General features: G+C 60.8%; 11 protein-coding genes and 4 tRNA genes. 9 read left to right on the forward strand and 6 right to left on the reverse strand.

Features of this window, described 5'->3' with window-relative positions:
• Positions 1-27: 27 nt before the first annotated feature.
• Together KBY08_RS02860 and KBY08_RS02865 are read left to right on the forward strand one after the other, a co-directional pair.
• Positions 28-918 (forward strand): ATP-binding protein, encoded by an 891-nt coding sequence (locus KBY08_RS02860; RefSeq protein WP_011268543.1) that lies wholly within the window; start codon positions 28-30, stop codon positions 916-918.
• The gene (locus KBY08_RS02865; RefSeq protein WP_003404173.1) at positions 915-1,397 is read left to right on the forward strand and encodes a GAF domain-containing protein; all 483 of its coding nucleotides are present in this window, start codon (positions 915-917) and stop codon (positions 1,395-1,397) included. The genes KBY08_RS02860 and KBY08_RS02865 overlap by 4 nt, the downstream gene beginning before the upstream one ends.
• A 54-nt stretch (positions 1,398-1,451) precedes the next feature.
• On the opposite strand, the gene KBY08_RS02870 is transcribed toward KBY08_RS02865, so the two are convergent.
• Entirely contained in the window at positions 1,452-2,210 is a 759-nt protein-coding gene (locus KBY08_RS02870) for a hypothetical protein (RefSeq protein WP_011268541.1), read from the reverse strand.
• Positions 2,211-2,514: 304 nt separating this feature from the next.
• Between KBY08_RS02870 and KBY08_RS02875 the strand changes: the two genes are divergently transcribed.
• From KBY08_RS02875 to KBY08_RS02890, 4 genes are all read left to right on the forward strand, one after another.
• Positions 2,515-2,590 (forward strand) — tRNA-Glu (locus KBY08_RS02875).
• Between the two features lie 2 nt (positions 2,591-2,592).
• Positions 2,593-2,668: transfer RNA gene (locus KBY08_RS02880), tRNA-Gly, on the forward strand.
• Positions 2,669-2,770: 102 nt separating this feature from the next.
• Positions 2,771-2,846: transfer RNA gene (locus KBY08_RS02885), tRNA-Glu, on the forward strand.
• Between the two features lie 4 nt (positions 2,847-2,850).
• Positions 2,851-2,926: transfer RNA gene (locus KBY08_RS02890), tRNA-Gly, on the forward strand.
• A gap of 135 nt (positions 2,927-3,061) precedes the next feature.
• Here the strand turns inward: KBY08_RS02890 and KBY08_RS02895 are convergent.
• Complete coding sequence (locus KBY08_RS02895) at positions 3,062-3,784, reverse strand: pirin family protein (protein WP_024640857.1); 723 nt, start codon at positions 3,782-3,784, stop codon at positions 3,062-3,064.
• Between the two features lie 183 nt (positions 3,785-3,967).
• On the opposite strand from KBY08_RS02895, the gene KBY08_RS02900 reads away from it, so the two are divergent.
• The 3 genes from KBY08_RS02900 (at position 3,968) to KBY08_RS02910 (ending at position 8,291) form a co-directional block, all read left to right on the forward strand.
• The gene (locus KBY08_RS02900) at positions 3,968-4,876 is read left to right on the forward strand and encodes a LysR family transcriptional regulator (RefSeq protein WP_024660905.1); all 909 of its coding nucleotides are present in this window, start codon (positions 3,968-3,970) and stop codon (positions 4,874-4,876) included.
• A gap of 117 nt (positions 4,877-4,993) precedes the next feature.
• Positions 4,994-5,986 (forward strand): ABC transporter substrate-binding protein, encoded by a 993-nt coding sequence (locus tag KBY08_RS02905; RefSeq protein WP_172452238.1) that lies wholly within the window; start codon positions 4,994-4,996, stop codon positions 5,984-5,986.
• 34 nt (positions 5,987-6,020) lie between these two features.
• Positions 6,021-8,291 carry a molybdopterin guanine dinucleotide-containing S/N-oxide reductase gene (locus KBY08_RS02910; RefSeq protein WP_024660903.1) on the forward strand — a complete coding sequence of 757 codons (2,271 nt, stop codon included), beginning with the start codon at positions 6,021-6,023 and terminating at the stop codon, positions 8,289-8,291.
• 6 nt (positions 8,292-8,297) lie between these two features.
• Here the strand turns inward: KBY08_RS02910 and KBY08_RS02915 are convergent, their stop codons facing one another.
• The 4 genes from KBY08_RS02915 to KBY08_RS02930 all read right to left on the reverse strand — a co-directional run bounded on the left by KBY08_RS02915 (position 8,298) and on the right by KBY08_RS02930 (position 12,911).
• Positions 8,298-9,479, reverse strand: a complete 1,182-nt coding sequence (locus KBY08_RS02915; protein WP_011268537.1) for an acyl-CoA dehydrogenase family protein — start codon at positions 9,477-9,479, stop codon at positions 8,298-8,300.
• 32 nt (positions 9,480-9,511) lie between these two features.
• Complete coding sequence (locus KBY08_RS02920; protein WP_003404164.1) at positions 9,512-10,501, reverse strand: ABC transporter substrate-binding protein; 990 nt, start codon at positions 10,499-10,501, stop codon at positions 9,512-9,514.
• A gap of 224 nt (positions 10,502-10,725) precedes the next feature.
• Positions 10,726-12,309, reverse strand: coding sequence for a rhodanese-related sulfurtransferase (locus KBY08_RS02925; RefSeq protein WP_024640851.1), 1,584 nt, complete (start codon positions 12,307-12,309; stop codon positions 10,726-10,728).
• Positions 12,306-12,911 carry a cysteine dioxygenase gene (locus KBY08_RS02930; protein WP_054091850.1) on the reverse strand — a complete coding sequence of 202 codons (606 nt, stop codon included), beginning with the start codon at positions 12,909-12,911 and terminating at the stop codon, positions 12,306-12,308. The genes KBY08_RS02925 and KBY08_RS02930 overlap by 4 nt, the downstream gene beginning before the upstream one ends.
• Positions 12,912-13,023 lie beyond the last annotated feature (112 nt).

A 13,023-nucleotide genomic window follows, 5' to 3' on the forward strand; every position in this document is an offset into this window, starting at 1 on the left:
CTAATCAGTTAAATATAAGGAGATCCCGTGGATTCTCGGTTGGATGCTTTTCTGCAGCGCGCCGACGCCGTGCTGGCCCGACTGGAGCCGTTGCTGCCAGCGCTGCGCGAGCCAGTCGATTGGTCGCAGGCGCTGGCCGCGCGCTGGGTGCAAGAGGGCCGCAGCGGTTACCTGATGCCGCTGCAAGTGAGCCTCGATACGCGCCTGACCGATCTGATCGGCGTCGACCTGCAGCGCGATCAGTTGGGGCGCAATACCCGTCAGTTCATCGACGGGCTGCCTGCCAACCATGCCTTGCTCTGGGGTTCGCGCGGCACCGGCAAGTCGTCCTTGATCCGCGCGCTGCTGGCCGAGTACGCTCCGGCCGGTCTGCGCCTGATCGAGATCGAACGCGACCATCTGGGTGATTTGCCGCGTGTGGTTGAACAACTGCACAAGCTGCCGCAGCGTTTCGTGCTGTTCTGCGATGACCTGTCGTTCGAGTCGGGCGAGGGTGATTATCGCGTGCTGAAGAGTGTACTCGACGGCTCGCTGGAGCAGGCGCCAGACAACGTGCTGCTGTACGCGACCTCCAATCGTCGTCACCTGGTGCCCGAGAAGGAAAGTGACAACGTCGACTGGAAGCACGTTGACGGCGAACTGCACCCCAGTGAGGCCGTCGAAGACAAGATCGCCTTGTCTGACCGGTTCGGGCTGTGGCTGTCGTTCTATCCGTTCACTCAGGAGCATTATCTGAACGTCGTCGAACACTGGATCACGCAATTAGCGCAAAAAGCCGGATTGCAGTGGCAGCGCGACGAAAACCTGGAAAAAGCCGCGATTCGCTGGGCAACCGCGCGCGGTAATCGCAATGGCCGCTGCGCCTATCAATTTGCACGTTACTGGGTAGGACTTGAATTGTTGGAGCAACACACATGATTGATTTGCAAAACACCGGCGCGGGCCTGGACGGCTATGGTTTGCTGGCCGCACAACTGGAAGCACTGTTGGCCGACGAGCGCGATTTCATCGCCAATGCGGCGCAGTTTTCGGCGTTTCTCTACACCCAGCTCGATGATCTGAACTGGGCGGGCTTTTACGTCAATCGCAACGAAGAACTGGTGCTGGGGCCGTTTCAAGGGCAGATCGCCTGCGTACGCATTCCTTTCGGCCGGGGCGTTTGCGGGGCGGCGGCGCAGAGCCGACAAACCCAGCGTGTGCAGGACGTTCACGAGTTTCCCGGGCACATTGCCTGCGACAGCGCATCGAACAGCGAGTTGGTGGTGCCATTGATCAAGGAGGGACGTCTGATCGGTGTGCTGGACCTGGACAGTCCGAGTGTGGGGCGTTTCAACGAAGAGGATCAGGCAGGGATCGAGCGTCTTGCGGCGATCTTTCTGGCATCGACCGACTGCTGAGCCGGTCGGCCTGCCGCTGCCCGGAGCACAAGCCCGGCAGCGGCGGGGCAGTCATCAATCGTAGATGACTTTCTTCTTCCATTCCGATTCGGTGTCGTCCTGCTTGAGGCCTTCGGTCAGTGCGTTGTCGTCGTCTTCGGTCGGCGCGGTGTTGGTCAGCACTACGGAGTTGGCACGGGCCAGTTGTTTTTCCATCGCCAGCAGTTGCTGTTGATAAGTGACCGGGTCCGGCTGGTTGCGCAAATACTGTACGCCGCGCTCGAATGCCAGACGTGCCTGACCTGGCTGATCCTGAGAAAGTGCAGTCTGGCCAAGGTTGTTGAAGAATTCGATGTGCAGGTTGACCAGGATCGTGCGGATTTCACGGATCCAGTGTTTCGCTTCGCTGGTCTGCAGAAAGCCGTCATGTGCAGCACGCGTCACCTGACCATGCAGGGCTTCCAGCAGAAAACGCACGTCCTTGGCCTTGGCTTCGGTCTGGATCGGTGTGACCGGGTTGGGTATGTCGATGCCTTCGCCCTTGGCAATCTGCTCTTCCAGTTCGCCAATACGGTGCTTGAGCTGAGCGTTGCCTTTCTCCATGTTCAGCATGCGCTGCACGACGTTCAGCTCCAGCCGCGCGAGCAACAGCTTCAAGGCGGGGGACATCAGCTGGCCCGGGAACACTTCGGTGATCTCGCTGCAGCGACGCAGGCGATCGCCCAGTTCGACCTTGGTGCGAGCCTTCTCCAGTTTGCCGTTTTCAGCGACGTGATTCAGGTAGCCGATCGCGATGAGCAGTGCGATACCTGCTACTACCATCAGCGTGATCATGAGTGGAGTCACTGTGCAAACCTCATTCGTTCAATTAGTTTTAGTGCGAGTGTAGTGGCTAAGCACTACTGCGCATAGATGTCCCTCTCGGAGTTTGTCGGCATCTCTTCTATATAGATGAGGGGAGATTGATCAGCCGCGCGCCTGGCGACAGTCGGTCAGCGTCCGAACGGCATCGAAGTTATTGATTTCAATAAATTTTCACATGGGGGTTGACGACCCCTCAATCCATCCATAGAATGCGCGCCACTTACAGCGTAAAGCACACAGCGTAGCGCCAATAAGTATTGAATGTTGTACGTGTGTCCCCTTCGTCTAGTGGCCTAGGACACCGCCCTTTCACGGCGGTAACAGGGGTTCGAGTCCCCTAGGGGACGCCATTGCGGGAATAGCTCAGTTGGTAGAGCACGACCTTGCCAAGGTCGGGGTCGCGAGTTCGAGTCTCGTTTCCCGCTCCAATTTTAAGCAGCTTTGCCTTTGGGCAGGGTTGAGTGAAACCAGAACACGTCTTCGGATGATGTCTGGAACTGAAACACACACACCATTGTGTTTCAGGCAGTGTCCCCTTCGTCTAGTGGCCTAGGACACCGCCCTTTCACGGCGGTAACAGGGGTTCGAGTCCCCTAGGGGACGCCATATTGCGGGAATAGCTCAGTTGGTAGAGCACGACCTTGCCAAGGTCGGGGTCGCGAGTTCGAGTCTCGTTTCCCGCTCCAAATTCACAAAAACGCCGCTCAACAGAGCGGCGTTTTTGTTTGTGCGTTTTAAGCCAGATATTTTAACGTCACGGGTTTTTAACGTTATATAAAGGAACGCCGCTCTATTAAGAGCGGCGTTTTTTCGTTTCAGGCTCAAGGCATCTGCGGCAATTCATTTGGCCGCATGTCGAACACCAACACCTCTGCGTCAACCCCTGCGCTCAGGCTCAGAATCTGTTCGTCGCGAACACGCACGCCATCCCCTTCGCCCAGTTGCTCGCCATTGAGCACCACACTGCCACGGGCAACGTGCACGTAGGCATAGCGGTTGGCTGCCAGCTCCAGGGTGGCGGTTTCATCGCCATCGAACAGGCCGGCATACACGCGAGCGTCCTGGCGCACTTTGAGCGCACCGTTCTCGCCTTCCGGCGAAATGATCAACTGCAAGCGACCGCGTTTCTGCTCGGGGCTGAAATGCTTTTCCTGGTAGTTGGGCGTCGCGCCTGCAACATTCGGCACGATCCAGATCTGCAGAAAATGCACGCCCTCGGTGTGCGAGTGGTTGAACTCGCTGTGCGCTACACCGGTGCCGGCGCTCATCAACTGCACGTCGCCAGGGCGAATCACCGAGCCGGTGCCCAGCGTATCCTTGTGTTCCAGCGCGCCTTCCAGCACGTAGGAAAAGATCTCCATGTCCCGGTGAGGATGCTGGCCGAAGCCTTTGCCTGCACTGACACGGTCATCGTTGATCACCAGCAGGTCGGAAAAGCCCTGTTCCTGCGGGTTGCGATAGCCGGCAAAGGAAAAGGTGTGAAAGGATTTCAACCAGCCATGATCGGCTGCACCACGATCGGAGGCTTTGCGAAGAGTCAGCATGATTCTTTCTCCATCTATCGACGCTGCACATTCAGCAGTCGATCACGTAGGACGAAGAGTACGGCTTATCGACTGTCGCAATAAGTAGCTGAAATATGAATGACTGTCTCTCTGAGGTTGACAGTGTTCAATGCTGCGTTACGCTCTGTCGAACGCCATTAGCGCTTGATCAGGTCGCAACACATGAACCCTTTTGAAGACATGCGCATGTTCTGCCAGGTAATGGAGTCCGGCAGCCTGACCGCCGCGTCCGACAAGCTGGGCCTGTCCAAGCAGTTTGTCAGTCGTCGCCTGATGCAACTGGAGGAGCGTCTGGGCGTACGCCTGCTCAACCGCTCGACGCGACGTCTGGATGTCACGCCGTTGGGGCAGAGTTACTACGAATCGGCCCTGCGTCTGCTCGCCGAGCTTGAGCAGGTGGAACAGGGCATCACCGGACAGAACAACGAACCGCGCGGCACCCTGCGCGTGAGTGCGCCGCTGTCGTTTGCCGTTACGCACCTGGCGTGCCTGCTGCCGCTGTTTTTGCAGCGCTATCGCGAGGTGGCGGTGGAAGTGGACCTGAGTGATCGTCCGGTGGATGTGATCAGCGAAGGCTACGACGTGGTGCTGCGTATCGGGGTGCTGGAAGACTCCAGTCTGATCGCCCGGCGCATTGCTTCTATCGACCGGGTGTACTGCGCCAGCCCGGCGTACCTGGCCGAGCGTGGCACACCACAAAAGCCCGATGACCTGCACACCCATGATTGCCTGCCCTATGGCCACAGCCGTCAGGCGCAGTGGCGTTTTCAAGGGCAGGACAAGCCGTTGACCCTCAATGTCAGCGGGCGTATGCGCGCCAATAATGGCGAGCTGCTGAGGGAATCAGCCATTGCCGGGCTGGGCATCACCTATTTGCCGACTTTCATTGTCGGCGCGGCGTTGCGCGAGGGCAGCCTGGTCCGGGTGCTGGATGACCTGCGTCCCGAGCCATTGACGCTGTCCGCGGTTTATCCGCAACACCGACAGGCGTCGCGACCGGTGCAGGCATTCATCGAGTTCCTGCGCGAGCGTCTGGAATCAGGTCTCGAACTGAATGATCGGCAAGCTTGAAGCAGGCTGGCGGCCGATTCATTGATGATTAATTTGCATCTTAGGCTAGAACAAAAATGAATTTAGCTAATTTTTGTTCGGGTGTTAGGGTCGTTGCCGATCATTTCGATTTGCCCAATGCCTGTGGAGAACCTACCTGTGCCAACGACCCTCGTCCGCTGGAGCCAACGCTTGCTGAAGGGGCTGGCGCTGAGCCTTGTGGCCTCGCTCAATACCCAGGCGGCCAATCTGATCGTCGGCGATCAGAGTTACAGCGCCCGCACCGTGATGGAAGCCGCCGGGGTGCTCAAGGATCTGCCTTACGAACTGGAATGGAAGCAGTTCACCGCAGGCTCGCCGGTCGCCGAGGCCTTGAACGTCGGCAGCCTGGATATTGGCTTGCTGGGTGATTCGCCTGCGCTGTTCATGGGCGCGCTGGGGGCTCCGATCAAGGTCATCGGTGTGTCGCGACAGAACCTCGACGGCGTTGCCATCGTTGTGCGTAAGGACTCGCCAATCAAGACCGTGGCGGATCTGGCGGGCAAGAAGGTCGCCATCTGGAAAGGTTCGTTCAGCCAGCAACTGGTGCTCACTGCACTGGACAAGGCCGGTATCGCCCGCGATGCCGTTGACTATCGCTACCTCAGCGCACTGGATTCCTCCCACGCGCTGGACGGCGGTTCGGTGGATGCGATTGCTACCTGGGAACCCTACGTCACTCAACAGGAACGGCAGGGCGCGCGGATTATCGCGACTGCCGAGGGCTTGATTCCGGCGCAAAGCTTCATCGTCGCCAACGATCAGGCGATCAAGGACAAGCGTGCACAGATCAGCGATTTCCTGCAACGCCTGCAGGCCGCTCGCGCCTGGTCGGTCAGCGATCCGCAGCACAATGAACGCTATGCCAACGCGTGGGCCGCGCTGACCAAGGCCGATGCCGAGGTAGCACGCCGCTGGTTCTCCCGCGCCCAGGTGGTGGTCGTGCCGATCACTGCGCAAGTGGTGGCCGGTGCGCAGCAGACCATCGATTTTTTCAACAACGCGGGGCTGACCAAGCGTTATCCTGCCGCCAGCGTGTTTGACGAGTCGTTCAGTGCCGCGCTGGCCGATCAGGCGCAGGCAGTGCGCTGACCGTCTGCCACTGCGCTATCCGGGAGCCATCACCATGAGTTTCACATCATTGCACTGGGGCGCTTACCGTCCACAGGTCGAGGACGGCAAGCTGACCGGGCTGCTGCCAGCAGAATGGGACAAGGACCCGTCTCCGATCGGCGATTCGGTTGCCGAGGCCATTACCTCACCGACCCGCATCAGGCGCCCGGCGATACGCCGCAGTTTTCTTCAGCAGGCCGGTGGACGGCCGGATCTGCGTGGTCAGGAGCCGTTCATCGAGGTTTCCTGGGAGGTCGCGCTGGATCTGGTCGCCAGCGAGTTGCAGCGAGTCCGACACGAGCATGGCAATCAGGCTATTTTCGGCGGCAGCTATGGCTGGGGCAGCGCGGGGCGTTTTCATCATGCGCAAAGCCAGTTGCATCGCTTCCTTAACTGCATCGGCGGTTATGTGTTCAGCACCGACAGCTACAGTCTGGGTGCCGGACGGGTGCTGATGCCGCACATCGTCGGCAACATGGACTGGTTGCTGGCGGCGCATACCTCCTGGAAAAACCTGGCCGAGCATTGCGAGCTGTTCGTCGCGTTCGGTGGCTTGCCCGCCAAGAATGCGCAGACCAGCCCCGGTGGTGCCAGCGACCATCTGCTGGGCGACGCGCTACAGCGTATGTCCGACGCGGGCGTGCAGTTCGTCAATGTCAGCCCGCTGCGTGACGATCTGGTTGGCCCGACGCATAACCAGTGGCTGGCGGTACGTCCCGGCAGCGACACGGCGTTGATGATGGCGCTGTCCTGGGTATTGATCAGTGAAGGGCTGCACAACGAGGATTTCGTCCAGCGCTATACCGTGGGCTATGCGCGTTTTCGCGATTACCTACTGGGCCACACCGATGGCCGGCCGAAAGACCCGCACTGGGCCGAGGCGCTGACCGATATTCCTGCACAGCAGATTGTCGAGCTGGCCCGACGCATGGCCAGCAAGCGCACCATGATCAACGTCGCCTATTCATTGCAGCGTTCGCTACATGGCGAGCAACCGTTCTGGATGACCGTGACTCTGGCCGCGCTGTTGGGACAGATCGGTTTGCCCGGTGCCGGTTTCGGTCTGGGGTATGGCTGCATGAACAACACCGGCAGTGGCCGCAAGGCGTTCTCGGGGCCGCGCTTTTCCCAGGGCAGCAACCCGGTCAAGGCGTTCATTCCGGTCGCGCGGGTGACGGACATGTTGCTCAACCCCGGGACGCCCTTCGATTACAACGGGCAGCCACGCAGGTACCCGGACATTCGCCTGGTGTACTGGGCGGGTGGCAATATCTTTCACCACCATCAGGACCTCAACCGGCTGCTGGAGGCGTGGCAGCGGCCGCAAACCATCATCGTCCACGAGCAGTTCTGGACCGCCCAGGCACGCTATGCCGACATCGTGCTTCCGGCCACCACGGCCCTGGAGCGCAATGACATCGGCAGTTCGGCCTCCGACCGTTTCATGATCGCCATGCAGCAGGCCATCGAGCCCGTGGGAGAGGCGCGTGATGACTACTCGATTCTGGCTGCGCTGGCCGAACGGCTGGGGGTGGCACAGGCGTTTACCGAAGGTCGGGATGCGGGGGAATGGCTGCGCTTTATCTATGACGAGTCTCGGCAACGGGCCGAAACGTTTGGCATCACCCTGCCGGAGTTCGAGCAGTTCTGGCGTGACGGTGTACTGGAAATAGACTACCCGCACACCGACAACGTGTTGCTCGAATCCTTTCGTCATGACCCTGACGCGCATCCGTTGCCGACGCCGTCCGGACGCATCGAAATTTTCTCCGAGCGCATCGCAGGCTTTGGCTATGCCGATTGTCCCGGTCACCCGGTGTGGCTGGAAAAGCCTGCGCCGACACACGCGCTGCACCTGTTGTCCAACCAACCGAAAACCCGTTTGCACAGTCAGTACGACCACGGCAGCTACAGTCGCTCCTCGAAAATTCAGGCGCGCGAGCCGCTGACCCTTAATCCGCTGGATGCTCGCGCACGCGGGCTGGTCGATGGCGATGTGGTCAAGGTGTTCAACGAGCGTGGCGCGTTTCTGGCCGGGGTGATCGTGTCGGACGGCATTCGCCCCGGCGTAGTGCAGATTGCCACCGGTGCCTGGTTCGACCCGCTGGTGCATGGCGAACGGGGCAGCCTGGAAAAACACGGCAACCCGAATGTGATCACCGAAGATGTGGGCGCCTCCAGCCTGTCGCAGGGCTGTTCAGCACAGACAGCATCGGTGGACATCGTCAAATGGCATCAGGACCTGCCGCCGGTGACGGCGTTCGAGCCGCCGTCACTGCTCTGACGCGTCTTATTGGTCTTTGCTGCGTGCTGCAAACGCCGCCTTGCCCACGTTCACCAGCACCGCATCGTTCTGTGGGGTATGCACCCGACCGCACAGGACGTTGCGGTAGTGGCGCTGCAACGGGTTGCTGCGTGACAGTCCAGGATTCCCCGAAGCCTCGATGGCCAGCTCCACCGCGCGGATGGCGTTGCCCGTCACCAGGTATTTGATCTGCCCGGCGTGCTGGGCAGGTGTGTGCCCGTGGGCAGCCGAGTGCAGCAGGGTGCGATTGGCGAACAGCAGGGTATCGATCTGCCCGACGGTTTCCTGAAAGCGCGGCAAGGTCGATAGCGACGCGCCGAGGTTGGAGGGCGTGCGCTGTTCCAGCCAGTGCACCAGCCAGTCGCGGGCGGATTGAGCGATGCCGTCGTAGACCGACGACAGCAGCACCGCCATCCACAGCAGGCCCGATCCATCCAGTTCGGATTGCGGAGCGCTCCACGGGCTGACGCTGACGGCGTGATCGAGCGGCACCAGCACATTGTCGAATCTGACTTCGTGGCTGCTGGTGGCGCGCATGCCCAGATGGTCCCAGTCCTCGATGATCGTGATGCCGGGCGTGTCCTTGTGCACCAGCCAGCTGCCGACCAACGGGTCGTCGTCATCGCTGCGCGCCCACACGGCAAACCAGGTCAGGCCATGGCTGCCGGTGGAGTAGATTTTGCTGCCGCTGATCCGCCAGCCCTCGGCGGTACGGCAGGCGATGGTGCCCGGCAGGCCGCCGCGTGCGGGTGTGCCCAGGTCCGGCTCCACGCGCAGGGCGTTGATCAGCGCGCCGTCGCGAACCGCCTCTTCGGCCACGCGAATGCGCAGATCAGTCGGCCATTGGCTGTTCTCTTGCAGGCGCGAATGCTGCAGGTACTGCATCACCAGAATCAGCGCTGTCGACGGTTCGCCCCTGGCCACTGCGCTGACGACCTGTTGCGCTCGCGCCAGATCGGCACCGCCGCCGCCCAGTTCGGCGGGCACGGTAAAGCCCAGCAGGCCATGGCTGTGCAGCAAGGCAAAGTTGGCGTGGGGGAATGCTCCGCTGGCATCGTAGTGCTCTGCGGTTTCGGCCAGCGTTGCGGTAATCCCTTCCAGCCGGGTGGCGAAATCTGCTGCTGATTCGGACAGCTCACGGTGCTGACGAAGCGGTGAAAGTTTCATGCGGGGTCCTTTTCGCAGCGGATATCCGAGGGTTAGTGAGCGTTGGCCTGGGCAATCCGGGCACGCGATGTGTTGAAGCTTTTATCGAAGCCGGTCGAGACGTCGATGGGCTTGCTGACGATGCCTTCCGCCAGGTAGGTGTTGGCGGTTTCTTGCAGGCCCTGAATAATCGGGTCATCAATCGGCGTACGCTGCATCTTTGTGGCCTTCGCCACGGCCAGATGCACGTCTACTGGCAGGCCGGTGACTTTGGCCTGCGCAGCGGCATACTCCTCTGGATGATTGTTGGTCCAGTCGAAGGCGCGCTCGACCCTGGCCACGAAGTCCTCCAGTTGCACGCGTTTGCTGTCAATGGCCTTGCTGGTTGCGGCGAGGTACAGGTGGTTGCTCAGCAGTTCGTTACCACTGACCAATACGCGCGCATCGTTCTGGCTGATGGAGATCGTGGTGTAGGGGTCCCAGGTTGCCCAGGCATCGGCGTCGCCATTGGCCAGCACCAGCCGTGATTCGCTGGGCAACAGGTAGATGAAGGTCACATCGCTGGTCTTGAGCCCCGCCTGGTGCAGCGCGCGAATCGCCAGATAGTGGCCGATGGAGCCACGCCCGGTGACGATGCGCTTGCCTTTGAGGTCGGCCACGGTCTGGATCGGCGAATCTTTCGCCACCAGCACGGCGGTGGTGAATCGGCCTTGGGCGTGGGTGATGCTGACCACTTTCAACGGTGCACCTGCGCCGAGGGCAAACACATAAGGTGCATCACCCAGCGCACCGATATCCACTGCCTCGGCATTCAGCGCTTCACCCAAAGGCGCGGCCGAAGGGAACTCGGAGAACTTGATTTCGTACGGCACACCCTTGAGTTCGCCGGAGACCTGCAACAGCACTTTGAGCAGTGACTTCTGGTTGGCCACCAGCAACGGTGCCAGCTCAGCGGCCAGAACCTGCTGACCTGCCATGACGCTCAACAGCGCGCCCAGCAACAGGCTTTTGAAGGGCAGGGGGGATTTGAAAAAAGGCAGCATTTAAGTGTGTCTCCAATAGGGTGATGAATAGTCCTGATGAGCCTTTGACGCTTGTGCCAATACGCCTCACCTTTAGAGTCGGACGCAGCCTTGTGGGAGCGAGCTTGCTCGCGAAGACCCTGTTCCAGACGCAGAAAATGCACTGAATGTAGCGCCCTCTTCGCGAGCAAGCTCGCTCCCACTTGGCGCTTGTGCCAATGCGCTGCGCGGTGTACTCAACGGCATCAAATCACGTAAAACCCATGTGTCCCGTCACGTCCCAGCTGTTCTACGAGGCCAAATTCCCAGTCCAGATACGCCTGCATGGCCTCGCGCGGTGCGTCGGTGCCTTCGTACGGGCGGCGGTAGCGATCGATGCGTGGCGAGGCCAGTCGGCTTTCGCCGTGCTCCAGCGGCAGACCTGCCTTGATCCAGCTGGCGGTGCCGCCTTCGAGCAGGAACACCGGCTTGTCGGTCAACGCTTCGAGGTCGGCCACGGCGAAGCGCGCCAGACGGCTGCTGCCGCAGGTCAAGACATAGCGGTCAGCAGCCGGCAGCTTGTGCAGCGCCTGTTTCAGGTCGGCACGCAAGGTCCACCAGGCGCCGGGAATATGCTGTTTGACATAGTTGGCGCTGGCGGTGAAATCCAGCACCGCCACGTTTACCTGTGTCTGCCACTGGGCGAGGGTCTCGACGCTGATCGCCTCTACCTGCGGCGGCGTCGGGAAGGGCGCGTCCCAGTCGCCCTGTTCGCTGAAGTCGGCCGCATCCAGGTCATCAATCACCGCCACGTCCCAGCCCAACTGTGCCAGCCAGGAGGCCGACATGTTGGCGCGTACGCCGTCGTCGTCCAGCAGAGCGATTCGCGCACCGCGTACGCTGGCGAAATGATCGGTTTCCTGCACCAGTTGCCCGCCCGGTGTAGAGCGCGCGCCGGGCAGGTGGCCTTTGGCAAACTCTTCCGGGGTGCGTACATCGAACAGGTAAGTGGTGCGTGAAGCCTCGGCTTGCCAGCGTTGCAGATCGGCACGGCTGGCACGTTTGACGCTGGCGCGATCGGCCACCTTGCGGGCATCGGCACTGGCGGTTTCGCGGGTCTCTTCACTGACTGCCGCAAAACGCCGGTTCTGGCCATGGTCCAGCGTTTGGCCGGCCAGCAGCCAGCCAATGGTGCCGTTGCGCAGTGCGTTGATCGGGTTGGGCAGACCCGCGTTGACCAGCGACTGGGTGCCGATGATGCTTCGCGTGCGACCGGCACAATTGACGATGATTCGAGTAGTGGGATCCGGTGCCAGCTCACGTGCCCGCAGCACCAGTTCGGCACCCGGCACGCTGATGCCGCCGGGAATGCTCATGGTCTGGTATTCGTCATAGCGCCGGGCATCGAGCACCACCACGTCGGCATTGCTGTCGAGCAGGCGCTTGACCTCTTCTGCGGCCAGCGACGGGGTGGCGCGGTGATGCTCCACCAGCTCGCCAAACGCCTTGCTCGGCACATTCACGTCGATGAACAGCTCGCCGCCAGCCGCGCGCCAGCCCTGCAGGCCGCCGTCGAGCAGTTTCACGTCGCTGTAGCCCAGTGTCTGCAGGCGTTGCAGGGCGATCTGGGCCAAGCCTTCGCCATCGTCGTACAGCGTCACGGCCGTGTCGCGTCGCGGGATGCGGGAGAAAACCTCCAGCTCCAGCTTCGACAACGGGATGTTCACGGCAAACAGCGGATGAGCCTGGGCAAAGGGTGCCTCTTCGCGGACGTCTACCAGGGCCAGCTCCTGACGGTCCAGCAAGGCCTGGCGAATGTCGGCGAATGATCGGGTGGCAGGTGTGGTCATGGGGTCGGGCTCCCTGTTGGCTGATCCTGATGGGCAGTGGCGGCGTTCGAATAGCCGGAGATGAACAGTTTTTCGCTGCCGTCGAGGTCATAGACCGCACGCTTCACAGTGCCGATATCGGCGCCGTAAACGTGGATGCTGATCGACACCTGATCGCTGAAGGCGTTGCTGACCTGATGGACATCGTTGCTGTGCGGTGACAGCGCCTCGACCTGCCCGGGTTGCAGGCGAATCGCCGGGCCGCTGGTTTCCAGGCGCCCTTGCGCGTTGCGACGGTAGCCTTGGGCGTCTTCCGCGCCGCGCAGCATGCCGATCAGCCCCCAGACGCGGTGGTCGTGAATCGGCGTGCGCTGCCCCGGCCCCCAGACGAAACTGACCACCGAAAAGCGCTGCTGCGGATCGGCATGCAGCAGAAATTGCTGATAGCGGTTGGCGTCGGGTACGGTGAATTCTTCTGCCAGCCAGTCATCGTGGCTGACCAGCTGCGCCAGCAGCTTGCCGCCGCGACGCAACAGATCGCCTTCGTGCGGCTCGCTGCCAAGCAGTTCGGTGAGGGCATCGATAAACGCCCCGAGTCGTTCCGGGTGTCGGTTCTGAGTCATGTCCATTTCCAGATCAAAGTCGGGGAATGGTTCGATATAAGCATAATATGGATATTTAATATGCTATTTTTTAATGATTAGGTTATAACAAAAACGTCTTTTACTTCTTTGT

This window comes from Pseudomonas sp. P135 (genome assembly GCF_020312125.1).
GTDB classification, from domain to species: domain Bacteria; phylum Pseudomonadota; class Gammaproteobacteria; order Pseudomonadales; family Pseudomonadaceae; genus Aquipseudomonas; species Aquipseudomonas fragariae.